21 protein-coding genes are annotated in these 24,043 nt (G+C 37.7%); 17 read left to right on the top strand and 4 right to left on the bottom strand.

Features of this window, described 5'->3' with window-relative positions; genetic code table 11:
* The first annotated feature begins 302 nt into the window (after positions 1–302).
* The 9 genes from ACKVEV_RS03705 (at position 303) to ACKVEV_RS03745 (ending at position 9,818) form a co-directional block, all read left to right on the top strand.
* Entirely contained in the window at positions 303–1,223 is a 921-nt protein-coding gene (locus tag ACKVEV_RS03705) for a dihydrodipicolinate synthase family protein (protein WP_409369055.1), read from the top strand.
* A gap of 139 nt (positions 1,224–1,362) precedes the next feature.
* Complete coding sequence (locus ACKVEV_RS03710; protein ID WP_409369056.1) at positions 1,363–2,763, top strand: ABC transporter substrate-binding protein; 1,401 nt, start codon at positions 1,363–1,365, stop codon at positions 2,761–2,763.
* Positions 2,764–2,841: 78 nt separating this feature from the next.
* Positions 2,842–3,714 carry a carbohydrate ABC transporter permease gene (locus tag ACKVEV_RS03715; RefSeq protein ID WP_409369057.1) on the top strand — a complete coding sequence of 291 codons (873 nt, stop codon included), beginning with the start codon at positions 2,842–2,844 and terminating at the stop codon, positions 3,712–3,714.
* Between the two features lie 11 nt (positions 3,715–3,725).
* Positions 3,726–4,565 carry a carbohydrate ABC transporter permease gene (locus ACKVEV_RS03720; protein ID WP_402923264.1) on the top strand — a complete coding sequence of 280 codons (840 nt, stop codon included), beginning with the start codon at positions 3,726–3,728 and terminating at the stop codon, positions 4,563–4,565.
* Between the two features lie 27 nt (positions 4,566–4,592).
* The gene (locus ACKVEV_RS03725; protein ID WP_409369058.1) at positions 4,593–5,282 is read left to right on the top strand and encodes an N-acetylmannosamine-6-phosphate 2-epimerase; all 690 of its coding nucleotides are present in this window, start codon (positions 4,593–4,595) and stop codon (positions 5,280–5,282) included.
* 28 nt (positions 5,283–5,310) lie between these two features.
* Complete coding sequence (locus tag ACKVEV_RS03730) at positions 5,311–6,216, top strand: ROK family protein (protein ID WP_409369059.1); 906 nt, start codon at positions 5,311–5,313, stop codon at positions 6,214–6,216.
* Positions 6,217–6,232: 16 nt separating this feature from the next.
* Positions 6,233–7,084 (top strand): MurR/RpiR family transcriptional regulator, encoded by an 852-nt coding sequence (locus ACKVEV_RS03735; protein ID WP_409369060.1) that lies wholly within the window; start codon positions 6,233–6,235, stop codon positions 7,082–7,084.
* 48 nt (positions 7,085–7,132) lie between these two features.
* Positions 7,133–8,314 (top strand): N-acetylglucosamine-6-phosphate deacetylase, encoded by a 1,182-nt coding sequence (nagA, locus tag ACKVEV_RS03740; RefSeq protein WP_409369061.1) that lies wholly within the window; start codon positions 7,133–7,135, stop codon positions 8,312–8,314.
* Positions 8,315–8,669: 355 nt separating this feature from the next.
* Positions 8,670–9,818 (top strand): cyclically-permuted mutarotase family protein, encoded by a 1,149-nt coding sequence (locus ACKVEV_RS03745; RefSeq protein WP_409369062.1) that lies wholly within the window; start codon positions 8,670–8,672, stop codon positions 9,816–9,818.
* 217 nt (positions 9,819–10,035) lie between these two features.
* On the opposite strand, the gene ACKVEV_RS03750 is transcribed toward ACKVEV_RS03745, so the two are convergent.
* Positions 10,036–12,012, bottom strand: coding sequence for an alkaline phosphatase family protein (locus ACKVEV_RS03750; protein ID WP_409369063.1), 1,977 nt, complete (start codon positions 12,010–12,012; stop codon positions 10,036–10,038).
* A gap of 249 nt (positions 12,013–12,261) precedes the next feature.
* Here ACKVEV_RS03750 and ACKVEV_RS03755 point away from each other — a divergent pair, with 249 nt between their 5' ends.
* Positions 12,262–13,047, top strand: a complete 786-nt coding sequence (locus tag ACKVEV_RS03755) for a VOC family protein (RefSeq protein WP_409369064.1) — start codon at positions 12,262–12,264, stop codon at positions 13,045–13,047.
* A gap of 45 nt (positions 13,048–13,092) precedes the next feature.
* Here ACKVEV_RS03755 and ACKVEV_RS03760 read toward each other — a convergent pair whose 3' ends face one another.
* The gene (locus tag ACKVEV_RS03760) at positions 13,093–13,293 is read right to left on the bottom strand and encodes a cold-shock protein (protein WP_004269397.1); all 201 of its coding nucleotides are present in this window, start codon (positions 13,291–13,293) and stop codon (positions 13,093–13,095) included.
* A gap of 212 nt (positions 13,294–13,505) precedes the next feature.
* Here ACKVEV_RS03760 and ACKVEV_RS03765 point away from each other — a divergent pair, with 212 nt between their 5' ends.
* Complete coding sequence (locus tag ACKVEV_RS03765; RefSeq protein ID WP_409369065.1) at positions 13,506–15,185, top strand: formate--tetrahydrofolate ligase; 1,680 nt, start codon at positions 13,506–13,508, stop codon at positions 15,183–15,185.
* 80 nt (positions 15,186–15,265) lie between these two features.
* Here ACKVEV_RS03765 and ACKVEV_RS03770 read toward each other — a convergent pair whose 3' ends face one another.
* Complete coding sequence (locus ACKVEV_RS03770; protein WP_409369066.1) at positions 15,266–16,174, bottom strand: multicopper oxidase domain-containing protein; 909 nt, start codon at positions 16,172–16,174, stop codon at positions 15,266–15,268.
* A gap of 876 nt (positions 16,175–17,050) precedes the next feature.
* Between ACKVEV_RS03770 and ACKVEV_RS03775 the strand changes: the two genes are divergently transcribed.
* Genes ACKVEV_RS03775 through ACKVEV_RS03785 form a run of 3 tightly spaced genes read left to right on the top strand, consistent with a single transcriptional unit; the run spans position 17,051 to position 20,694 of the window.
* Positions 17,051–17,671 (top strand): HD domain-containing protein, encoded by a 621-nt coding sequence (locus ACKVEV_RS03775; RefSeq protein ID WP_409370493.1) that lies wholly within the window; start codon positions 17,051–17,053, stop codon positions 17,669–17,671.
* The gene (locus tag ACKVEV_RS03780; RefSeq protein WP_409369067.1) at positions 17,671–19,557 is read left to right on the top strand and encodes an ABC-F family ATP-binding cassette domain-containing protein; all 1,887 of its coding nucleotides are present in this window, start codon (positions 17,671–17,673) and stop codon (positions 19,555–19,557) included. The genes ACKVEV_RS03775 and ACKVEV_RS03780 overlap by 1 nt, the downstream gene beginning before the upstream one ends.
* Before the next feature lie 12 nt (positions 19,558–19,569).
* Positions 19,570–20,694: a conserved virulence factor C family protein gene (locus ACKVEV_RS03785; protein ID WP_409369068.1), complete on the top strand. Its 1,125-nt coding sequence runs from the start codon at positions 19,570–19,572 to the stop codon at positions 20,692–20,694.
* Between the two features lie 219 nt (positions 20,695–20,913).
* On the opposite strand, the gene ACKVEV_RS03790 is transcribed toward ACKVEV_RS03785, so the two are convergent.
* On the bottom strand, positions 20,914–21,873 hold the full coding sequence (locus tag ACKVEV_RS03790) for an alpha/beta hydrolase (RefSeq protein ID WP_409369069.1): 960 nt from the start codon (positions 21,871–21,873) through the stop codon (positions 20,914–20,916).
* A 115-nt stretch (positions 21,874–21,988) separates the two neighbouring features.
* Between ACKVEV_RS03790 and ACKVEV_RS03795 the strand changes: the two genes are divergently transcribed.
* The 3 genes from ACKVEV_RS03795 (at position 21,989) to ACKVEV_RS03805 (ending at position 24,016) form a co-directional block, all read left to right on the top strand.
* On the top strand, positions 21,989–22,402 hold the full coding sequence (locus ACKVEV_RS03795) for an RrF2 family transcriptional regulator (RefSeq protein ID WP_409369070.1): 414 nt from the start codon (positions 21,989–21,991) through the stop codon (positions 22,400–22,402).
* Positions 22,403–22,562: 160 nt separating this feature from the next.
* Positions 22,563–23,210, top strand: a complete 648-nt coding sequence (locus ACKVEV_RS03800) for a DUF3885 domain-containing protein (protein WP_409369071.1) — start codon at positions 22,563–22,565, stop codon at positions 23,208–23,210.
* Positions 23,211–23,248: 38 nt separating this feature from the next.
* On the top strand, positions 23,249–24,016 hold the full coding sequence (locus ACKVEV_RS03805; RefSeq protein ID WP_409369073.1) for a hypothetical protein: 768 nt from the start codon (positions 23,249–23,251) through the stop codon (positions 24,014–24,016).
* The last annotated feature ends 27 nt before the right edge of the window (positions 24,017–24,043 follow it).

Consider the following 24,043-nt stretch of genomic DNA (forward strand, 5'->3'; position numbering starts at 1 on the left):
TTTTAGTACTGATTGTAAACAATTATATGACTTACTGTAAAACGATTGCTACAAGGCAATGATTAAATTGTACTTGTCATCAGCACTTCTCGTTACTATATCAAGGAATTTTTCGCTATGCGGCAATTCTTTTTTTTATGCATACTTGAGGTGAAATTTTTCTCCACAAAATTAAAAAATAAAGAAAATTATTTACATTTGCTTGTGAGTTGTTATAATATTACTTGTAAGCGTTAACACTTATTGTTTCATCCAAAGGTAGCAAATCAAGTTTTATTAAAATTAATTAGGTGGTGTTCATAGTGAATTTAGAAAAGTATAAGGGTATCATTCCTGCATTTTATGCTTGTTATGATGAGCTAGGAGAAGTATCAGAGAGCAGAACAAAAGAATTGTGTAACTATCTACTCGAAAAAGGTGTTAAAGGTTTATATGTTGGTGGAAGTTCAGGTGAATGTATTTATCATAGCCTTGAAGAAAGAAAAGCGACATTAAAATATGTTGCAGAGCATGTAAAAGGAAAGCTTACATTAATTGCTCATGTTGGGGCACCATCTACAAGAGATAGTATCATTTTAGCAAAATATGCGGAGGAATTAGGCTATGATGCAGTATCAGCAATTCCACCAATTTACTTTAAATTTTCTGAAAGTTCAGTTTATAAATATTGGACAGAAATTATGGATGCCACAAACATGCCATTCATTATTTACAACATTCCACAAACAACAGGCTTTGACCTATCAATCAATCTATTTAAGAAATTGTTAGAGAATAAGAAAGTAATCGGGGTAAAAAATTCTTCAATGCCTGTTATGGATATTGAAAGATTTAAATCTACTGCCGGTGAAGATTTTATTGTCTTTAATGGCCCGGATGAACAATATGTTGCTGGCAGAATCATTGGTGCTGATAGTGGCATCGGTGGAACATATGGAGCGATGCCAGAACTTTTCTTAATGGCAGAGGAATTCATTGCAAATGGAGATTTTGCAAGTGCACGAAAAATTCAACAAGATATTAACGATATTATCGTTGCGTTATGTTCATTAAATGGTTCGATGTATGCAACGATTAAAGAAGTTTTAAAATGTAACGGTGTTAATATTGGCAGTGTCAGAGGGCCACTAGAGCCTGTATCAGGTGAAGATTTAACGAAAATTGAAGGCATTAAAGCGTTAATTGACAATGCAACAAGCAAGTATAAAGGCCTGGCAATTTAAGCTTTATATCACGCCAACCAAAGGGAATTGTAGAAATGAGATGTGGTTTTTACAAAAGGAGGTCACAAGCTTCTCACAGGGCTTGTCTTTCATAAAAGTCATTTCATTATTAAATAACATGATTAAGGGGGAGTAGTTTATGTTGAAAAGACGTTATCTAGCAACAGCAATGGCCATTTTGTTTATCATTTCTGTGCTAGCAGGATGTACAAGTAAATCGGATGATAGTGCAAACTCTAGTACAAGTTCATCTGATGATACGGTAGAACTAAAAGTTTGGTTAACACCACAATGGAAAGGTGTATTAGACGCTTCTGAAGATGGAGCTGATTTCGATAGCTTTTTCAAACATGCTGGGGAGCGATTTGCTGCTGAGTATAAGGACCATAAAGTAAAGGTCAATGTAGAAGTGATTGCAGCTGATCAACGAGATGAGCTTTTAAATGTAAGCTTAAATGGTGGAACACCGCCTGATGTATTTTTTGAAAGTGTATTCGCTATGGGAGACTATGCGCATCGCGGTGCATTAGTACCGTTAAATGACATTGTCGATGATGCATCGAAAAAAGATATTGCGCAAGGATATTGGGATACTGTGACATTTGGTGATGATGTCTATTTCTTCCCGTTCTCACACAACCCAGGTACTTTAACTTATAACGCAGATATGTTTAAAGCGGCAGGGCTTGAAGAGTACATTGGTGGAGAATATGAAATCAAAACTTGGACACTAGCGGACTATGAAAAAATTCTAAACAAATTAAAGACAGATTTACCGAAAGACAAATATTCGAATGCTTATCCAATGGGATTATACGCCTTAAATAACCAAGGAGATACTTGGAATCTTGCTTATTTAAGAATGTTTGGCAATCAATTCTTCGATAACAATGGCAATATCATTCTTGACGATGCGAATGGTGTGAAAGCAGCGAATTGGTTAAAGAAAATTTATGATGATGGCTTAACAAACCCAGGTGTAGAATCTGTTTCATCAAACGATGTAAACGCAATGTTCCAAAACCAACAACTGGCAATTAGTTTTACAAATGCCATTTTGTTCAATAATGCAAAAGCTGATATGGAAAGCGGAAAAGCGCCTAAATTTGATATTAGATTAGCGAACATTCCATCTGAAGGTGGAGATCCACTTTCATTTACGTATGTAACAGGTGCAACGGTATTTGATACGAAAGACGAAACAAGAATTCAAGTGAGTAAAGATTTTGTGAAATTTATCTCAACTGACCCTGAACTTGTCAAGGCTTCTAAAAATGGTGTGCCAGTAAGAACATCTGTTGCCGATGAGTTTAAATCAGAAAAACCGTACTTCGAAGCATACTCTGCTAACGATCCATATATGTTTAACTTCACAGGAAATGTACCTGGCTACAGCCAATTAAGACAAGTGCTATATCCAGAATTACAAGCTTTATATACTGGTGGTAAAACAGCAGAAGAAGCAGTGAAAGATTACCAAACTAACGGTAATAAAGTAATTGAAGAATCGAAAGCGGACTCTGTAATTTATAATAAATAGCTTTGCGCGTATATAACTTTACAACAAATGAAGCCCCTTGTTTTTGGGGCTTCATTTGTAGAAAGGTAAATGATACCGATGAAAATCAATAAAAAGTCTTTAAAAGAAAATATAACAGGCTACTTGTTTATCGGGCCTCAAATCATACTATTTTTAGTGTTTTTAGTTTATCCGATTATTGAAGGAATTCGTTTAAGTTTATTTAAAATCAACTATCAAAATGAACTATTTGTTGGCTTTGACAACTATCGAAAATTATTTAGTGACCCTGTATTTGTACAGTCTACAATCAACACAGTTATTTTTGTCGTCTTCATTGTGGCGTTAACGGTCATTTTCGCCATGTTTGTTGCCTCAGCTGTTTTTGATAAAAATGCGAAATATGTGTCTTTTATACAAGGAGCTTATTATATTCCTGTAATGGTTTCGATGGTTGTAATGAGTATGATTTGGAGTTTCCTACTAAACCCCGCAAATGGACTTATCCCATTTATCGCAAGAAAGATGGAAACTTCCGTCAATTTTTTAGGGGATACCCATTGGGTACTTCCGGTCATTATTTTCGTCACATTTGCGACGAATGTAGGGCAGGCGATTATTCTCTATATTGCTTCGATGATTGGCGTTCAAAAAGAACTTTTTGAAGCAGCGGAAGTCGATGGCGCAAGTCGAATGAAAATTATTTTCAAGATTATTATTCCAATGGTTAAACCAACAACGATTTACATTATTATTATGAACATTATTGCGGTACTTAAGATATTTGTCGTAATACAGCTATTAACTGGTGGAGGACCAAACAATGCCTCTACAACGCTTATGTACTACTTATATAATAATGCCTTTAAGTATAATCAGCTTGGTATTGCTTCAGCAGTAGGTGTAATTATGTTCCTCATTACTTTAGTGTTATCTACTCCACAGCTAAGAGCTATGCTTAAGAAGGATTAGAGGTGACGGAGATGTTAAGAAATAAGAACAAGAGGAAAAGAGAAAAATTAGATATTATTACAAATTGCATAGTCTTATTCTTTGCTGTTTTAAGTCTTTTCCCTCTCTATTGGCTTGTGACGAGTTCATTAAAGAACAGTTCAGACGTTGTCAAAATGCCACCAGATTGGTTCCCTAAAAGCTTTAACTTTAGTAATTATGTAGATGTATTTAATAGTCAGCCTGCGCTAACATGGACGTATAATAGTTTATTTGTAGCGTTGATGTCGACATTTGCTTTAATCGTTGTTAGTTCCCTTGCAGCGTATGCCTTTTCACAGTTGAAATTTAAAGGGAAAAATATTATTTTCATTATTTTTATTTCAAGTTTAATGATTCCAAAAGAAGTGATGATTGTACCGCTCTTTAGAATTATTCAAGATCTAAACATGGTCAATACGTTAAGTGGCATGATTTGGCCAAACGTGGCAACCGCTTTTGGTGTATTTTTACTCAAAGGATTTTTTGATACAATCCCCGATTCATTAAGAGAAGCAGCCAAAATCGATGGTGCTAGCGAATTTCGTATTTTTTATAAAATCATGCTGCCATTAGTAAAACCAGGTATTGGTGCTTTATTTATTCTTAATTTTGTGCAAGTTTGGAATGACTACTTATGGCAACTCGTTGTAGGGCAAGATAAGGATACAAAAACATTAATGGTAGGGATTGCAACCTTAATGCAAGACTTAAATCCAAACTTTGCTTATAAGATGGCTGGCGCTACTGTAGCGGCCATTCCAATGCTATTAATATTTATTTTCTTCCAGAAGTATTTTACAAAAGGAATTACGATTGGGGCAGATAAGTAATATGTTTATCCATGGAGATGTATGCGAATGAATAATAAACAAAAAATATTTGATGGTATTAAAAGACAATTAATCGTTTCATGTCAAGCACTCCCAGAGGAACCACTTCACAGCTCTTTTATCATGGGTAAAATGGCTTACGCTGCGATGCTTGGAGGCGCTAAAGGAATTAGAGCAAATAGTATAGAAGATATTAGAGAAATTAAGGAAATGGTGGAACTGCCGATTATCGGCATTATCAAAAAGACGTGCGATGGCTCCGATGTTTTTATCACACCGACATGTAAAGAGGTTGAGTTGCTTTATCAAGAGGGGGTCGATATTATTGCCCTTGATGCAACGAAAAGGATACGACCAGATGGCAAGACAATTAGTGAGCAGTTTCCAGCAATTAGAGCGCAATATAAAGATCAAATTTTTATGGCAGATTGCTCTACATTTGAAGAGGCGCAAGAGGCTTATGAGTTAGGGTTTGATTGCTTAGGTACGACGTTGAGTGGTTATACAGCCTATACAAATGGCAAGGAATTGCCAGATTTAGAGTTGATTCAACGATTAGTCGAAAGTTTTCCGATACCTGTTATTGCTGAAGGAGGTATTTGGACGCCAGAAGAACTGAAACGCGTTTTTGATTTGGGTGTTCATACAGCAGTGGTAGGTACGGCTATTACAAGACCGATGGAAATTACAAAAAGATTTGTACGTGCGATTCAATAGTCAATGACATTGTCAGGCGAAGATAATAGTGTCTCAAAGGATGATTGAAGTGAAAATATTAGCAGCTGATATTGGTGGCACATCGATAAAAGTAGGTATCGTCAATGAAGATGGGCACATCGAAGTATTTAAAGAATATGATACGGAAAGTAAAAAAGGCGGAAAGTATTTAGTTGAAAAACTAATTAAAATAATAAATGAATTTCAAGGCTTTGACGCAATCGGTATAAGCACTGCAGGACAAGTTGATAGTACAGATGGTTCTATTCTTTATGCCAACGACAATATTCCAAACTATACGGGTACGAAATTAAAAACGATTCTTGAGAATCAATTTAACGTCCCTGTTAAAGTTGAAAATGATGTCAATGCAGCTGCTTTAGGAGAAAAGTATTTTGGTGCAGCCAAGCACTTTAAAGATTTTCTATGTATAACATATGGTACTGGTATTGGTGGTGCCATAATCATAGACTCTAACATTTATAAAGGTCATAATGGATTAGCGGCAGAATTCGGGCATGTTATTACCCATCCTTTCGGTGAAAACTGTAACTGTGGTAGTAGAGGTTGCTATGAAACGTATGCATCTACTAGCGCTTTCATTAAAAAAGCACAGGAAATTAACACTGACTTTATAAATGGTAGGGTCATATTTGAAAAGATGCATCAAGGAGATAAAAGTTTAGAAAAGGTTTATCAAGATTGGATTTTAGAAATTGCATTAGGGTTAGCTTCCTTCATTCACATTTTTAATCCTCAAGCGATTATAATAGGTGGTGGAGTAATGGAACAGGAAAACCTCGTCCACAATATAGCAGAGCAAGTTAAAGCGTTAACGATGGAGAGTTTCTCAGATGTAAAAATTATGAAAGCCTCTCTTGGAAATAAAGCCGGCGTTCTTGGTGCAGTATCACTTCATTTAAGAGGCGATTAATAGAAGGAGTACTATAATGGGAAATCAAGATATATTTTCACTCATTCATTCAAGATACAATTCATTTACTAACACGGAAAAAAAGGTAGCTGATTATATTCTCGAAAATATAAAAGATGTCATCTACATGTCGATTACAGATTTGGCAGACGCATGTGGCGTTGGAGAATCGAGTGTATTTCGATTTTGTAAAACGATGGATCTTAAAGGCTATCAGGAGTTTAAAATTGTTTTAGCGCACAGCATTTCACTTGATAATGAAACCCCGCAACTCGGGGCGATCACGATGCAAGATACCATTGCAGAGCTTTCCTCAAAAGTGTTATCTTCAAATGTTCATGCACTAACAGAAACGTTTAATTTACTATCCGAAAATGATATTGCTCATGCTGTTGAGTGCATGGTTAAGGCACAAAGAATACACTTTTTTGGCGTCGGTTCATCATTGATGACAGCGATGGAAGCAAAAAATAAGTTTATGAGAATTACGAATAAAACGGAGTGTTCAATCGATTCACATCTTCAAATTATGTCTGCGGCGTTAATGACTGATCAAGACGTAGCCGTTCTCATATCTTATTCGGGCTCAACGAAAGATACGATTGAAGTAGCAAAAGTAGCAAAAGAACGTGGGGCAAAAATTATTTCCATCACGAGATTCGCAAAATCTCCTTTAACAAGTTTTGCGGATATTACATTGCTTTGTGGGGCAAATGAAGGGCCACTTCAAGGGGGCAGTTTATCGGCAAAGATATCTCAGCTCTATCTTTTAGATTTGCTTTACCTTGAATATTTCAAGCAAACGAACAAAGAATCCGTTCACAACAAAGAACTAACGGCAGAAGCGGTCATTGAAAAGATGTTATAAAGCAGACTGAAGACTTAAGAAGAAGTGGAAATTGTGGGGTACGATAAAATGAATCAATCAATTGTGTTGATCAATGCAAAAATTTACGCAGAAAATCAGATGATTCCCAATGGATTTATTAAGATAAAAGGGATGGAAATTTTAGCACTAGGATGGATGACCGATTTTAATGAGGATGATCAATCCGATATTATCGATTTACATGGACAAACAGTCATACCTGGCATGATTGATATTCATATTCACGGCACTTCTGGCGCTGATGTTATGGATGGAGAGATTGCAGCACTCGAAACAATCGTCCAAGCATTACCACAAGAAGGTACAACAAGCTTTTTAGCAACGACGATGACTCAATCAGATGATAATATTTCCAAAGCATTAAAAAATGCAGCGGATTTTATACAAAATTTTCAAAAATCAGGGCAATCGGAAGTGCTAGGGGTTCATTTGGAAGGGCCATTTGTTAATCCTAGCATGGCTGGCGCTCAACCCGTAGAGTTTATTATTAAGCCAGAAATTGCAGTTTTTGAAAAATGGCAACAACTAGCTGAAGGTACGATTAAATTGGTGACGATGGCTCCTGAGCAACAGGGTGGTTTAGAACTCGTTCAGTTTCTCAAACAACAGGGTGTTGTCGTCTCAATTGGCCATTCGGATGCAACATTGGCGGATGTTAAGGAGGCCATTAGTGCAGGTGCAACACAGGTAACGCATTTGTATAATCAAATGAAAGGCTTGCATCATCGAGAGCCTGGCGTTGTAGGTGCGGCTTTGCTTCTAGACGAATTATATGCGGAGTTAATTGTCGATGGCATCCATGTATGTCCAGAAATGATTCAGCTAGCGTATCGAAACAAAAAAAGCGAGAAACTCATTTTAATAACAGACTCCATGCGGGCAAAATGCTTAAAAAATGGCAACTATGATTTAGGTGGTCAATTAGTCATTGTAAAAGATGGGACGGCTGTATTACAAAACGGCACGTTAGCGGGCAGTGTTTTAAAGTTAAAGGATGCCATGAAAAATATGCTTCATTTTTGTGACTGTACGTTGGAAGATATCATTAAAATGACGTCCATTAATCCTGCAAAGCAGTTACATATTAGTCATCGTAAGGGCAGTATTGCTGTCGGCAAGGATGCGGATTTAGTTGTCTTAAACAGCGATTATGATGTACAGATGACATTTTGTCGAGGGGTTTTAGCTTATCAAAAAGAAAGCCATTGAAAGGCTAGCATCACGATTAGTTCTATCTCCTAACAGCTTCTAGCAATTGACTGGTCAAGCAATTGCTAGAAAGGAGATTTTATTGTAAAGGAAGAGTGCTGTGTTCTTCTTAGATTCAAAAATACATTCATCTTACGACTTCCAACGCAGATTATATACCACAAAGGTTGTCGATACTACCTCTTTTCACTGTAAGGTATCCTTTCAAAAATTTTTAACGGTTAAATATTCGGAATATTGAGATTTTTATTAAGGTGATTTAGAAATAAATGCAATCCCCAAAGGAGGTGATTGGAGATATTTTGTCATTATCTATAATAAGAAATTTGATGGTATTTCTATATGAGGAGGAGAAATGATGAAAAAATTTTTGGTAGCTGCAATGACATCAATGTTGGTTTTAGGCGTCGGTATTGGAAGTAAGGTAGAAGCTTCTAAAGGCGGAGATTCAGTGGAACGAATAACATGGGAATATGCAGGAGAGCTTGAGGCACAAAAAGGATTTGATAAGAATAAAGGAACTGCCGGCGTGCTATCTGGCTCATATAAAGATTATTTAATCGTAGGAGGGGGAGCAAATTTCCCTTATGAAACTGTATTAAATGGAGGCGCAAAGCAACATTACTCTGATATTTATGTGTATAAAAAAGAGAAAAATAAGTTAACAATGGTCGAACATACGAATCTTAATTATGAGATAGGCTATGGTTCTTCGATTACGACTGATAAAGGAATTTATTATGTTGGGGGAAGTCCTAACAAAGAATATGCAGACGATATTACGTTATTAACAGTTGATAAACATAAGAAATTACAAGTAGAAAAAATAGGCGATTTACCATTTACGTTTAGTGATGGAATAGCTGTGGAGAAAGATGGCAAGTTATACATTGGGCTTGGTAAGCAAAATGCAAAAGAGAGCAATAAATTATATGAATATGATTTAAAAACATTGAAAACGAAAGAGCTAGCACCTATTCCAGGTGAAAGCGTTCGAAATCAAAGTGTAGCACAAGTTTTAAATGGCGATCTTTATGTATTTAGTGGTGGAGGATCAATCGCTTATACAGATGGCTATAAATATAATATTAAGAAAAATGAATGGACAAAAGTTTCTTCTGTCAAAGTGAATGGGAAGGAAATATCTTTACTAGGTGCTAATTCGGTTAAATTAAATAACAATGAAATGATGGTCATTGGTGGTTTTAATAAAGACGTATATGATAATGCAGTGAAAAATTTAGGTTCATTGAAAGATGACGAGCTATTAGCGTTTAGAACGAAATACTTTACTGCAGATCCTTATGAGTTTAATTGGAATAAAGATGTACTCATCTATAATGCAGCCAAAGATTCTTGGCGCTCTGTAGGCAAGATTCCATTTGATGCACCTTGTGGGGAAGGCTTAGTATTAATGGATAAAAACATTTATTCGATTAATGGGGAAATTAAACCAGGCGTGAGAACAAACGCTATTTATGCAGGCACAATCATTTTTGATTAAGTAAATATAAATTTTTTGAAATGACTTGCCGCATTGGTGAGTCATTTTTGTTAGTATCGCCAATAAAACCTTCTGGAACGCCACTAAACCTCTTGAAATCGCCACTAACACAGCAAGGAACGCCATTAAACCTTTTAGAATCGCCACTAACACAACAAGAAACGCCACTAAAATTTTTAGGGTATGTGCTCGCAACAGGTAAAAGGGAATGACTTGCTTAATCATTCCCTTTATTCAGTGTAGTTTTTTCATTGAAAAGCCCTGTAATGATTTCGCCTTCGACAAATGGTGGGATATCCAACTCAAGTATATGATAAATAGTAGGTGCTATATCTAAATTGGATGTGGCGTTTAATTTTTTGTCTTTGTAAAAATCTTGGCCAGTTGCCATAAATACAGGTCTTAGCATGCTTCTAGTGGCATCCCCTCCATGTGTTCCTAATTGAATAGGGGGCGTTACATTTTTCTCGATATCGCTTCCCATCACGTAGCCAGGCGCACCAATCAATACGACATCGCCGGCATTTTGATGTTCCAAAAGGTTGATATTGTCATTTTTCAGAACACTCTCGTAAGGATGCACTCTTGGTTCCATCAGATGGCTCCAAATATCTTTAACATAATGCTGAACTGTCGTTAACGAGAAATTAGCCTTTAATTTTTTTGTATCCTGTTGAATCATTGCACCTTTGTTATATGTAACTTCCACCTCGTTAAAAGCTTGCATAATTTGATCGCGGACTTGTTCATATTCATCGGGTGGGACTATACCACCTTTTTCACGGTGTTTTAGATTAATATAGACATGGGCTACTGAGCCGCTAGGAATAGCGTATGCTTTTGATTTATCATAGTTAATGTTATTTTTTTCATCTACCGTTAATAAGCCAGCATCTAGTAATACTTTGTTAGGCGAAAGAGTAGAATGGGCAGGTTCCATTCCATGATCGGAGACGACAAATAAAGCGTCATCATCTTGAAGTGTTTGCAATGTTTTACCGACTATCTCGTCTGCTAATTGATACGACCACTCGATATAGCGCATATATTGTTTAGATTTTTCGTCTGAATAATCTGGCTGACGAGGATCGATTAATAAATACTTATGTTGTTCATGATCGATTTGTGGTGCATAAAACATGAGCAAATCAGGATTGTAGTGCTGTTTTATATAGAGTGAAACATTTGTAACCCACATGACTGAACGAGTGCTAATTTCTTCATATTCCTTTCTTGTAATCCATCCTTTGTCAAGGGCACGGTCATCATCTTGTACTGGATAAAAACCAAATTGCTTATCAATCTCCTCGGCAAAACCTTTAGGACCACTAATTAAGCTAGAAGTTACGGCTGTGCGGTACAGCTTGACAGGTTGGCTAAGGTCTTCGTTATTTCCTTTCATTTTGAACCAAAAGCCAGCACTTTGTTGGTCTTTTAAATCAAGGGAAAGTGAACCCCATTCATTGCCTTTAACTATAAAGTCAGTATTATCCACCTTTCGATCTTCGGAAAATACAAATGTGTCATAGTTTTGTTGCTGATCATTTGTTGAGTCAAGCGCTAAAACATAGATGATGCGACGATTTTTTTCCTTTTTCATATTAATAGAGAATTTGGCTTCCTTTATAGCACTGAAGCTTGTAGGAGTTTGGCTCCATGCAGTTGTTGTATGGAAGGTTAACGTTTCTAAACGACTAGGAGACCACGTTTTGCCGAAATAAATAGAGTAATCACCTTGTTTACCCTCTTTAGGATTCGCGCCGGGAAATGCTACGGTAGCAGTTGTTTTCCCTTGTTTTCTCGCTTCTACCCATAATGGGGGAACTTCAATTTCCGCACGGAAGCCGCTTTTTTCTTTTTCTAACGCCGTACTTGGTTCGTGAAAATGATTACTGACAATGCCTGTTTCTTTAGGTGTAGCCCCTGTGGCAATTGCTGCATGTGATGGAGCAGTAAGAGAAGGGGTAATGGTCATAGGGTTTTTTGCTGTGACGCCATTTTCTAGTAGCTGTTGAATATGGGGTAATTTATTTTCTTGCACATATTGATTCGTATAGTCATTTTTCATGCCATCAAAGGAAATCAAGATGACTTTTCGATTAGCTTCGTGATTTTCCATCGCTTCTACGTCATTCATAAAGCTGAAAAAGCAAAAAATTAGAATGACTAGACGGACGTATAAAGATCTTTTCATATTTTTATCCTTTCTGCTGCAACATTTACTAAAACAATTCAAACCTTTGTAAAGTAATACCCTTTTTCGCATGCTTAAAACTTTCAGTTTTTGTTTCTCTCAAAAAACGATTTCAGTCTTGGATGGCATCCTATAAAATAGTTTCATAGGATGGATAGATATCACTGTTTGAAAATTTTTAATTTTGACATAAACCTACAAAACAAACCTGTAAAGTATATAATGAAAGGACAAAAAGGAGTGAGAAATATGACTTTGTATTTTGATCATTTAGTTCACCAAGTGCCATCACCAGAAAATATGAAAGTCTTTTTAAATAAACGTCATATACATACCGTAAATGGCGGTCAGCACACAATGTGGGGAACGTATAATACGTTAAGCTATTTTGGATTAAGTTATATTGAGCAAATAGCGATTTATGATCGTGCGCTGTTCGAGGAAGCGGCAAAATTACCGTATTCTTTGCATTATACGTTTAAACAGCACGCTGAGCGCTACGGTTTTTCAAGAATTGCTTTACGCACAACAAAAATAGAGGAAGAGGCACAGCGTTTACGTGCGCTTGGTTTAGAAGTTTATGGACCAGATGCTTGTAGTCGAACGAGACCTGATGGCTCGATTGTGCAATGGAAGCTATTACATTTCGGGCAACAAGGGCAAGCGATTGATTTTCCGTTTTTTATTGAATGGGCTGACGGGGACGAGGAGCGCTATGCACAATTAGAGGCAAGTGGCGCGCTCAAAACGACGCAACATATTTCGATGGAATCTGTGCAATTTTATGTGCAAGATGCTATGGCAATCGCCAAGCTTTGGCAGGAAGTATTGCAACTAGAGGAGCCTGAGGTACATTCTACTTTTATTTCATTACATTTACCTAATATCCGCTTAGATTTTTATGAAGAAGCTGCCGCAACGAAAATGATGCTTGGTCGTAAATGTGAAGGGCCATTCGGTGTTACGTTGAGAGATTGTGATCGGTCGAAGGAAACATTAATTTTCCCGGATGCATTTTATTGGCTTAACCCATAATATGTCCATAAAATAAGGAGCTGTTCGTTTGAACAGCTCCTTTCGTTATAATTTAACAACATTTGATGCTTGAGGTCCGCGATTGCCTTCCACTACATCAAATGAAACCTTTTGTCCTTCTTCAAGTGTACGGAAGCCTTCCTCTTGTATGCCCGTAAAATGTACAAATACATCTTCTCCATCATCACATTCAATAAAGCCATAACCTTTTTCGTTATTGAACCACTTTACGATTCCTTGTTGCATAAAGCATTCGCCTCCAATGCGCTTGAATGTAAAATACTATCAATTAATTCATGGGACAATTGATAAAAAAATGAAAAATTGCATTTTCTCTTAGAACATACATGAATTAAATACAGATGTCAATTGATTGTCGAAATATTGCATAACTAACTGTGTTTTCTTTCACAATAAAGTCTATAATGGAGTTGAATAGTATAGAAAGTAGGTGCCGTATGACAACGAAAAATCAACCTTTATCAGACTTAGAAATCGCTAGCCAAGCGGTTATGAAACCTATTATAGACATAGCAGAAGCGGCGGGCATTCCAGAAGATGCACTTGAACAATATGGTCGCTACAAAGCAAAAATCGATCCATTGAAAATAACAGCGAATGGTCCAGATGCCAAGGTCGTTTTAGTAACAGCGATTAGTCCAACGCCAGCTGGTGAAGGAAAATCAACAGTAACAGTTGGATTGGCAGATGCCCTTCATCAATTAAAGAAAAATGTTGTTGTTGCCCTGCGTGAGCCTTCCCTTGGTCCAGTAATGGGTGTTAAAGGTGGAGCAACAGGCGGTGGATACGCGCAAGTTGTACCAATGGAAGATATTAATCTGCATTTTACTGGAGACTTGCATGCCATCACAGCAGCTAATAATGCGCTATCAGCCTTTATTGATAATCATATCCATCAAGGCAATGCGTTAAACATTGATCCTCGTCGCATCATTTGGAAACGTGTAATGGACTTAAATGACCGTGCACTTAGAAAAGTAGTTATCGGTCTAGGTGGTCCCATTCAAGGGATGCCACGTGAGGACGGCTTTGATATTACCGTTGCCTCTGAAATTATGGCGGTATTCTGTTTAGCGACAAGCATCGATGATTTACGTGAGCGTTTAGCAAGCATCGTAATCGGCTATACATTCGAGCGTGAGCCAATATTTGTACGTGATTTACAAGTAGAAGGCGCGCTAACTTTGCTATTAAAAGATGCCTTCAAACCAAACTTAGTGCAAACATTAGAAGGGACACCTGCTATTATTCATGGCGGCCCATTTGCGAATATCGCACACGGCTGTAACTCCATTATGGCAACACAAACAGCACGTAAGCTTGCGGATATCGTTGTAACAGAAGCGGGCTTCGGTTCCGATTTAGGTGCTGAAAAGTTCATGAACATTAAAGCACGTAAAGCCGGCTTCAAACCAAGTGCAGTAGTCATCGTGGCAACAATTCGTGCGTTGAAAATGCATGGCGGTGTCGCAAAAACAGCACTCGTTGGAGAAAACGTGCCTGCGTTGTTACAAGGCATCGAAAACTTAGCGAAACACGTTGAAACGATTCGCACATTCGGTGTTGAACCAATTATCGCATTAAACCGTTTTATTACAGATACAGAAGCAGAACTAGAAGCAGTGCTAAACTGGTGTCAAGAACATGATGTGCGCATCGCCCGTACAAATGTCTGGGAAGAGGGCGGCAAAGGCGGTTTAGCCCTAGCAGAGCAAGTCCTTTCAGTCCTAAATGAAGAAAATAACTTCTCTCCGTTATATGATGTAACAGAATCAATTGAAGAAAAAGTGCGTACAATCGTCCAAAAGGTCTATGGCGGGAAAGATGTCCAATTTACAGACCAAGCGAAAAAACAAATTGCGCAAATTGAAAAATTCGGCTGGGATGTTCTGCCGATTTGTATGGCGAAAACGCAATACTCATTATCTGATCAACCAACATTACTTGGACGTCCTGAAGGCTTTACTGTCACAATTCGTGAAGTCATTCCAAAGCTTGGTGCAGGCTTCTTAGTTTGTCTGACAGGTGATATTATGACAATGCCAGGTTTACCGAAGCAACCAGCTGCTTTACGTATGGATGTCGATCGTGAAGGACATGCGGTAGGATTGTTTTAATGACCAGCTTAGAAATAGGATTTAGCATATAAAATGGAGACATTTTATATGCTTTTTCTTTTGTGAATAGGTTAACTCAATTAATACGGGATATCTTCATATTTTACAGTAGTAAACATACCTCCTAAGCCAACTACACCATTATTTGTATCGTGATGGGGCATATGACAGTGCAATGGCCAAATACCTGGGTTATTGGCTTGAAAGCTAATATCCCATGTTTCACCTGACGCCACGAGTATCGTATTTTTATGAATTTGTGTTTGTGGGGCAATTGGAAAACCATCTGCACCGACTACTTTAAATTGATGGCCATGTAAATGCATAGGGTGGTGGTGCATTTGAATATTGCCGAAACGGACTTTAACCGTATCGCCATAGCTGACTTGTAAAGGTTCGGTTAATGGGTAACAACGTCCGTTGATTGTAAAGAAATTAAAATCTGGTTTAATAAAAGTTAAATCATACGTTCCTTTTGTTAAATCTCCCCATGGTAGTGCGCCTACAGCCCATTCTTGCAGTAAACAGAGATAATCTTTGGATTTTGGCATGTAGTCATTTGCAGGGTCTTCCACAATAAAGCCACCTAATAACCCTGCATTGTCCTGTATAGAAACTTCTACATGGGAATGATACATATACGTACCAGGAGGGTTGACGATTGTAAAATGATAATCAAAATAATAGCCAGGGTCAATAAATGGGGAAGGCTCAATGGGAGGGACACCATCCATCACATTAGGTACGATTAATCCGTGCCAATGGACACTTGTATGGACAGGTAAGTGATTAATGACTCTAATACAAACTTTATCTCCAGGAAAAACACGAATTGTTGGGCCTGGGGTGGAGCCATTGTAACCCCATGCTTTAATAAAAATGCCATCGACTAATTCCCATGTGATTTCTTCTGCTATTAACGTAAAAAACTTCACACCATTTTCTTGAAGTACATAAGGTAGATCTTCAATACCGGGTGTGATCACCATTATAAAACCCCCTTATTAATACACTTCTTAAAAACTATATGATTAGCAGGGGAACTTATTCTTTTGTGTGCCTTGTAGGCTGACAAATCATAACTATTAAGGTTTTATGTATCAGGGGCCATTTACATCGCAGTAGGATTGTCCAAATTGTTATGATTGAGCCTACTATCATAGGTAATATAAAAGCTGCCAACATCTCATCGAAGATGGGCAGCTTTTATTGTTCCTTCAGCGGGTGGGTATTACATACAATCACTTTATTTCCTACTTCCTTCGTAACGTATTACTTACTTTTGGCTTAAATGAATTATCAATTTTTTGTTAACACGACTCGAATGATGTGGTTTTTCGCAACATGATTGCTTAATTGGTTATACATTAAACACTAAAGGCAAAGATACGTTCAACATACAAGTAAATTGAAGGTAGCTTCATTTAATGAAAAATCCATAAACCTTGCAACATTTGGTTAAAACCTTCACGGTCACGCAAACAAAGCTAACTGGTTGTTCACATTTTTTGTATTGTACATCCACTATGCGGGTTAACAAACTTGAAATTTAAGGGAAAGTGTTCACTTTTATTGAAGATGATCGGTTACACTATACGCATTTCATGATTTTGTTACACAATATTCAATTGTAAGCCCGCTGAAGTTTTTTAAAAATGTAGAACACATAGTTTGCTGTACGCTACGCAAATTGTGAGTATACAGAACAAGTAAGATTGTTCTGTACTTTTATCCTACAATATTCTGAAAAATTAGTCAATTGATATGTATTAATTATTTAATTTTCTTTGATTAATGATGACATCGTTACCAACTTCTAATAGCAATACAGTATAATAGGCAAAGGGAAAGGACTGATATCGATGATGAATCATTTAAAAAACAAAGTACGTAGTATATATGAGCAATTTGATGCAAGTCATGATTTTCAACATATTGAGCGTGTTTATCAAAATGCGTTAGCGATTTTACATACAGAGCCAAAAGCAGATGCAGAAGTTGTAAAAATGGCGGTACTTTTGCATGATGTAAGTGATAAGAAGTATACAGATAGCAAGGAACAAGAAGACAAATTAATCAATGAATTGCCAATAAGCGAAGTGAAGAAACAACATATTCGTGATTGTATTGCACAAGTGTCGTTTAATGGTGGCAATGAGCTCAAGGCGACATCACTGGAAGCGAAAATTGTTCGTGATGCGGATCGTTTAGACGCAATTGGAGCGGTGGGCATTGCTCGGACATTTGCCTATGGTGGAGCAAAAGGCCGGAAATTATATGATGACACAGAACAAGCGCGTACAACAATGACGGAAGAAGATTATCGTAGTAAAAATACATCTTCTGTCACGCATTTTTACGAAAAGCTTTTATTGTTGAAAGATTTAATGACGACGGATAAAGGTAAGCAAATGGCTAATGAACGCCATCAATTTATGGTATGCTTTTTAGAGCAATTACAAAATGAAAGAGATGGACAAGCATAATGAGTCATTTAATCGTACAAAATTTAACGAAAACAGTGGGCGATAAAACGCTCTTTCAAAATATTGAATTTACAATATATGAAGGGGAACGTGCGGGTCTAATCGGCATTAATGGTACAGGGAAATCGACATTGTTATCAATTTTAGCCGGTCAAATTGAAGCGGATGCAATTGATATTGATCGTCCAAATAAATATCGTGTAGCTTATTTACCGCAAGAACCTACTTTTAACACTGGTGAAACGGTATTACAAGCAGTGTTCGCTGGTGATTCTCCCGTTTTACAACTAAACCGTCAATATGAAGAGACAGTTGCGGCACTCGCTTTAAATCCAACATCAGAGAGCTTACAAAAAACTTTGTTTAGTTTACAGCAACGGATGGATGAGGAACAAGCGTGGGATGTCAATGCGCTTGCAAAAACGGCGCTAACAAAGCTCGGTATCGAAATGTTTGATAAGGAAGTTTTAACGCTATCAGGTGGTCAACAAAAACGAGTCGCATTAGCGAAAGTGTTAATTGAGCCGGCAGATCTTTACTTATTGGACGAGCCGACCAACCATTTAGATGTACAGTCCACAGAGTGGCTACAAGAAATGGTGTTGCGCTTAAAAGGTGCTGTTATTTTCATTACCCATGATCGCTATTTCTTAGATGAATTGTCGACACATATTTACGAAATTGCTGACCAAACGTTATATCGTCATACAGGTAATTATGGCGACTTTTTAGAAGCGCGTGCCATTCGTGAGGAAATGGCCGCGGCTTCAGCCCAAAAAGATCGCAATCGTTATCGTTCGGAGTTAAAATGGATTCGTCGCGGTGCCAAAGCACGCTCAACAAAGCAAAAGGCTCGTATTCAACGTTTCGAACAACTTGAAGATAACCTAGAGCGCAAATCAGATGATGTGTCACTAGAATTGGGCTTAGCGACAACACGCCTTGGACGTAAAGTATTAGAAGCTGAAAATATTTCAAAGGCTTTTGGCGCGCAAAAAATTGTCGAGCACTTTACGTTTTTACTGCAACAAGGCGATCGCATCGGTATTATTGGCGCCAATGGTGTTGGGAAATCAACGTTACTCAATATGCTAGCTGGCGAACTGACACCAGATAAAGGGGAAATCCATGTCGGTTCAACCGTCAAACTTGCCCATTTTAAACAAACATTACCGAAAATGAATGAAAATGAGCGCATGATTGAATATATTCGTGAAGCGTCAAATGATATTACGGATGCAGAAGGTGTACGCTATTCCGCTGCTCAAATGTTAGAGCGCTTTTTATTTCCACTGCATGCACACGGTACGCCAATCGGTAAATTATCAGGTGGAGAACGCAAGCGTCTACACTTATTACGACTATTAATGGAGCAACCGAATGTGTTGTTACTGGACGAACCGACAAACGATTTAGATATTGAAACACTCGGTGTATTAGAAGACTTTATCGAACATTTCCCAGGGGTCGTTATTACCATTTCCCACGATCGCTTCTTCCTCGATCGTATCGCCAAAAAACTTTGGGTGTTAGACGGACAAGGACATGTTGATGAATCACTTGATATTTATAGTGATTATTTACAAAAGCGTGAGCAGGAAACAGCTGTAAAAGCGGAAGCTCCGAAAGTGGATAAGCCAAAGGTTGAGAAGCCCAAATCAGATAAGAAAAAACTATCATTTAAAGAGCAAAAAGAATGGGAAACCATTGCGGTTGATATAGAAAAAACGGAGACAGCGATTATGGAAACGGAAGAAGGTATTGCGAACGCTGGCGCTGATTTTACTAAACTACAAGAGTTAACAGCTAAACTAGATGAGCTGAATGCCCATTACGAGCATCTAATTGAAAGATGGTCGTACTTGGATGAAATCGTAAACGGATAAGGAGCGTATTACATGAAAATACTTACAATTGAGCCGACACCAAGTCCAAATTCTATGAAAATTATTGTCGATACGGAATTACCGTTTGGCAAAAGCTTTAACTTTACAAAGGACAATAAAGACGAAGCTACTGGTGAAGCGGCAGCTATTTTAGCCATTGAAGGGGTGAAAGGTGTCTATCATGTAGCGGACTTCTTTGCGGTCGAACGCAATGCGAAATACGCATGGGAAAGTATTTTATCGAGCATTCGACAAGTGTTGGGTGAAGATGTAACGGAAGCTAGTGACATCCAAATTGCCAATGAATTTTACGGCGAAGTATACGTCCATGTACAGTTTTACAAGCAAGTACCATTGCAAGTGAAGGTATTTGATAACCAACGTGAATACCGTGTGAGCTGTGGTGAGCGTTTTGTTGAGGCTTTCAATAAAATCATTGCAACAGATGTCGATGAGAACTACATTTTCCAACGTAAATGGATTGATTACGGTGTTCGTTATGGCGAGCTTGAAGAAATTGCCGAAGCGGTTAAACAAGAAATCGATGTCACTTATTCAGCACAACGTTTGGAAGATATTGTGGCCTCCATCAATGATACAGAGAAAGTGAACCAAAAACCTGCAAAGCTGAAAATAACAGTGGAGCAATTTCAACAGCCAGAATGGGAAAAACGTTTCCAATTACTTGACCAAATGGCAGACCCTGAACTAGATGATTTACCACTTTTAGATTTAGCATTACAAGATGATCAAATGTCTATTCGTCGCCTAGCAACAGTCTACTTAGGCATGATTGAAGATGTTGCCGTTGTACCATATTTGGAAAAAGCATTGCGGGACAAAAGTGCAGCGGTGCGTCGGACAGCAGGAGACTGTATGAGTGACCTAGGGTTTGTGGAATTTGAAGAGGCGATGCAGCAAGCATTACAAGATAAAAATAAACTTGTTCGCTGGCGTGCTGCGATGTATCTATATGAAGTAGGGACAGAGCAATCATTACCTGCCTTAAAGGCAGCGGAAGATGATAAAGAATTTGAAGTAAAGCTTCAAGTGAAAATGGCCATCGCTCGTATTGAACAGGGCGAAGAAGCAAAAGGCTCTGTTTGGAAACAAATGACAGAATCGCGTCAGCAATAATCATAAAAAATTCGCAAGAGCATCTAAAATTAGATGCTCTTGTTGTTTTCTTAATATAGAAAGAAACAGGATTTTCTGTAATCGCCGTTAGAACCAAGAAAAACGCCGATAAAACTGCAAGAATCGCCGATAGAACTCAGGAAATCGCTGATAAAACCTCCAGAATCGCTGATAAAACTCAGGAAATTGCCGATAAATCCACCCCAGAGTCGCGATTAGTTAAGTAGTAGGCGAAGCCGCTTTGTCAAAAGCCTTTTTAAAAGCATACAGATAATTTTCAATCGCGCGTTGGCTGATTTCTGCTTGAGGAACCATATGCTCGAAGCCATGGAAGCAACCTGGATATAGATGAAATTCGGTCGGCACACCCGCTTTTGTCAGTTTCGCAATATATTCGATAGTTTCATCACGGAAAGGATCTAAATCGCCAATAAATGTATAGGTAGGAGGAAGGTCGCTATAATCTTCTGCATGCAAAGGTGCCGCATAACTAGGCGCATCATCAGCATAGTGAGGCCCTAAATACATTTCCCATGCACGATGATTTTGAGGACCATTCCACACTCTCGCATCTGTAATTTCATCATTTGATGGTAAAATACAACGATTATCAATCATCGGATAAAGGGGCATTTGAAACGCAATTTTCGGCCCTTTTCGATCCCGAGCCAATAAGGAAACAGCAGCCGTTAGACCACCTCCCGCACTTGCACCATGAACAGCAAGACGATTTACATCAATACCTAAATTAGCTGCATTAGCCGCTAGCCATTCAAGAGCTGTATAGCAATCTTCCACGCCAGCAGGGTAAGGATGCTCTGGAGCTAAGCGATAGCCAACAGAAACGACTACACAATTTAATTGTGAAACAAGCATCTGACAACTTGCATCAAACATGTCGATAGAGCCAATAATAAAACCGCCACCATGAATATACAAAATAGCAGGTAACGTGTCGCATTTCTCTGTTGGTTCATAAATACGGATACGAACGTCTGGTGCCCCGTTTGAACTAGCGATAAAGCGCTCAGATGTCGTGACATTTTCCATCGTGACTTCTTCCTTGCCAAGCATTTCATGCATAACGCTACGTGATTCTACAATGTTTTCTCTAGTTAAGTGTGATTCTGGCATAGCCGATAAGAACGTTTTTAAATCAGGGTGTACTCGGTTTTCCAATTGCATGCCCTCCTTATTTTTAATTGTGAATAAAATATCACAATTAAAACATAGTACAATGATTAAGAGATGTCAATTAAAATAATAGAGTATTTAGAAAATTGGAGGAATGACCATGCAGCTACTTATCCAATCGGGTGATCTTGGGCCGAAATGGTTCCATGTAGCATTGCGAGCAATCGTTTTACTAGCGGCATCGAACGAGCTCTTAAAAAGTAATGTGATTGCGGAGATGCTTGGGGAAGATGCCACGTTCGTTAGAAAAATACTTGCAAAGCTTGCTGAACACGGCTATGTACAAACACATAGTGGCCGCTATGGGGGCTATCGTCTTAATAAAGCCCCTGCGCAAATTACCATGCTAGAGATCTATAGTGTGCTAGGCAATGACAATGAAACACCATATTGGTCTGTGCCATCTACTGGCTCTGAACGTTTTATCTCAATGGTGATCGCCAAAGCGGAAAAAACGTTTCAATCTGTGCTAGCAGACTATACGATTCAGGATATTTTGGATAATAGAAGTTAGTAGGTGGTAGGTTCTTGGAGGAATTGAAAATTAGTTTTTGATAAAATATATGTACTATTTTTAAAATGGAGGTGTGAATTAAATGAATCCATTTTTGAAATGATTTGCGTTTGTTCATGTTTTGAATCTACTGAAGCGATATTAGACTTGAGGTGATAAAATGCAGTTAAATGACTTTATGCACGAAAATTACCGCAATTTACAATTGAGACTACCTTTATTTTATAGTTGGGATATAGGGATTCGTTTTGAACTTGGTGTCGATTGGAAAAAGGAATATGACTATCCAAATAATCCTTATGTAGTGGGGTGTTACAAAAGAGCCATTACTTTATTTGAAGCACTGCATGCTCCAAATGAAGAGATTTTTGTAGTGATGGATATTCATGATTTTAAAAATGGGAGAAACTTAAAACGTAAGTTAAAAAATTTCCCTCGCTATATTAATAAATCTTTATTATTTAGAGTAAAGCATGAAGCGTTACCTTTTATTTATCCAGAAGATGATGAAGAAGAGAGATTTATTACGCATAGATTTACTTTACAATGCAAAACATCCGATTTTAATTATATGCCATTGTTAAAAGCCATTTGCAATAAAGACTTGGGATTAAAACCGTATTTTTGCTATGACGTTTACTTCATTAATATCAATAGGAAAACTATCTTTCACGTTTACGATGACAGGGGTTGTGATTTGTTGGCAACTTCTCCCAATGCAATAAAAGATATTTATCATAAGCATAATGACTGGATTTTAGACTATGACAGAGCGGAAATTGATAAGGTTTTTAACACAACACTGTAGTTAATCTCTACTTTTATTTAAATTGGAGGTGCCTATCTGTGAGTAAAGAAATCGACTATCAATGGCGGATTACAAAATACAATCCTGCTTATCGAAATGCTGAAGGACATTATTTGAGAGATGAGTGGACAAGCGCTTCAGAAATTGGAAAATCTTTTCTTGGAGAAATATTAACGTTAGACGACTATTTACAGGTCGAGAAAGCATATGTGGATACGGTGATGAAATTTCTAGAGGTTTACCAAATTGAGAACGTACGACTCATTCATCTTGAGACATATGGTTTGAGTAACGTTGATAAAACTTCGCCTTTATATGACCCATCGTTTGATACAATTCCATTGGCAGAAGATATGCTAGTAACGATTGATCAAATTCCGATTGTTTGTAAAATGGCGCTGAGAGATTATATTTATTGTCAACTGATTACCGAGGATTTCTTTGTCCAGTTCGGTGATGACTATTATCTGTATATTGGTGCTAACAGTATACAACAAGAAGCGCTTCGCTTTGCGAGCGAGCAGCGTCTTTTTGTAGAGCAAATGACCTCGCCGTATTATCTTTCTGAAAAAAATGTTATTCGAGAAGTGGCATGGAGCTTTCCTGGAGAAAGAATAATCGAAGATAGTGAAATATTGACTGATATTTCTTTAGAGGAATTGCAAAATATTTTTCAACTATCATCTATCCATACAGTAACAGGCTCTTACAAAATTACAAAGGATAATGCGAAGTTTTTCCAAAAGAAAATCAAACATAAAATGGACTTTACTACGTATGAATACTATTTATTAGCTGGGAGTTAAACAAATAGTAGGTTTTCAAAACTTTAA

The organism is Lysinibacillus sp. 38-6 (genome assembly GCF_046245175.1).
In the GTDB taxonomy this organism is placed as follows: Bacteria; Bacillota; Bacilli; order Bacillales_A; family Planococcaceae; genus Lysinibacillus.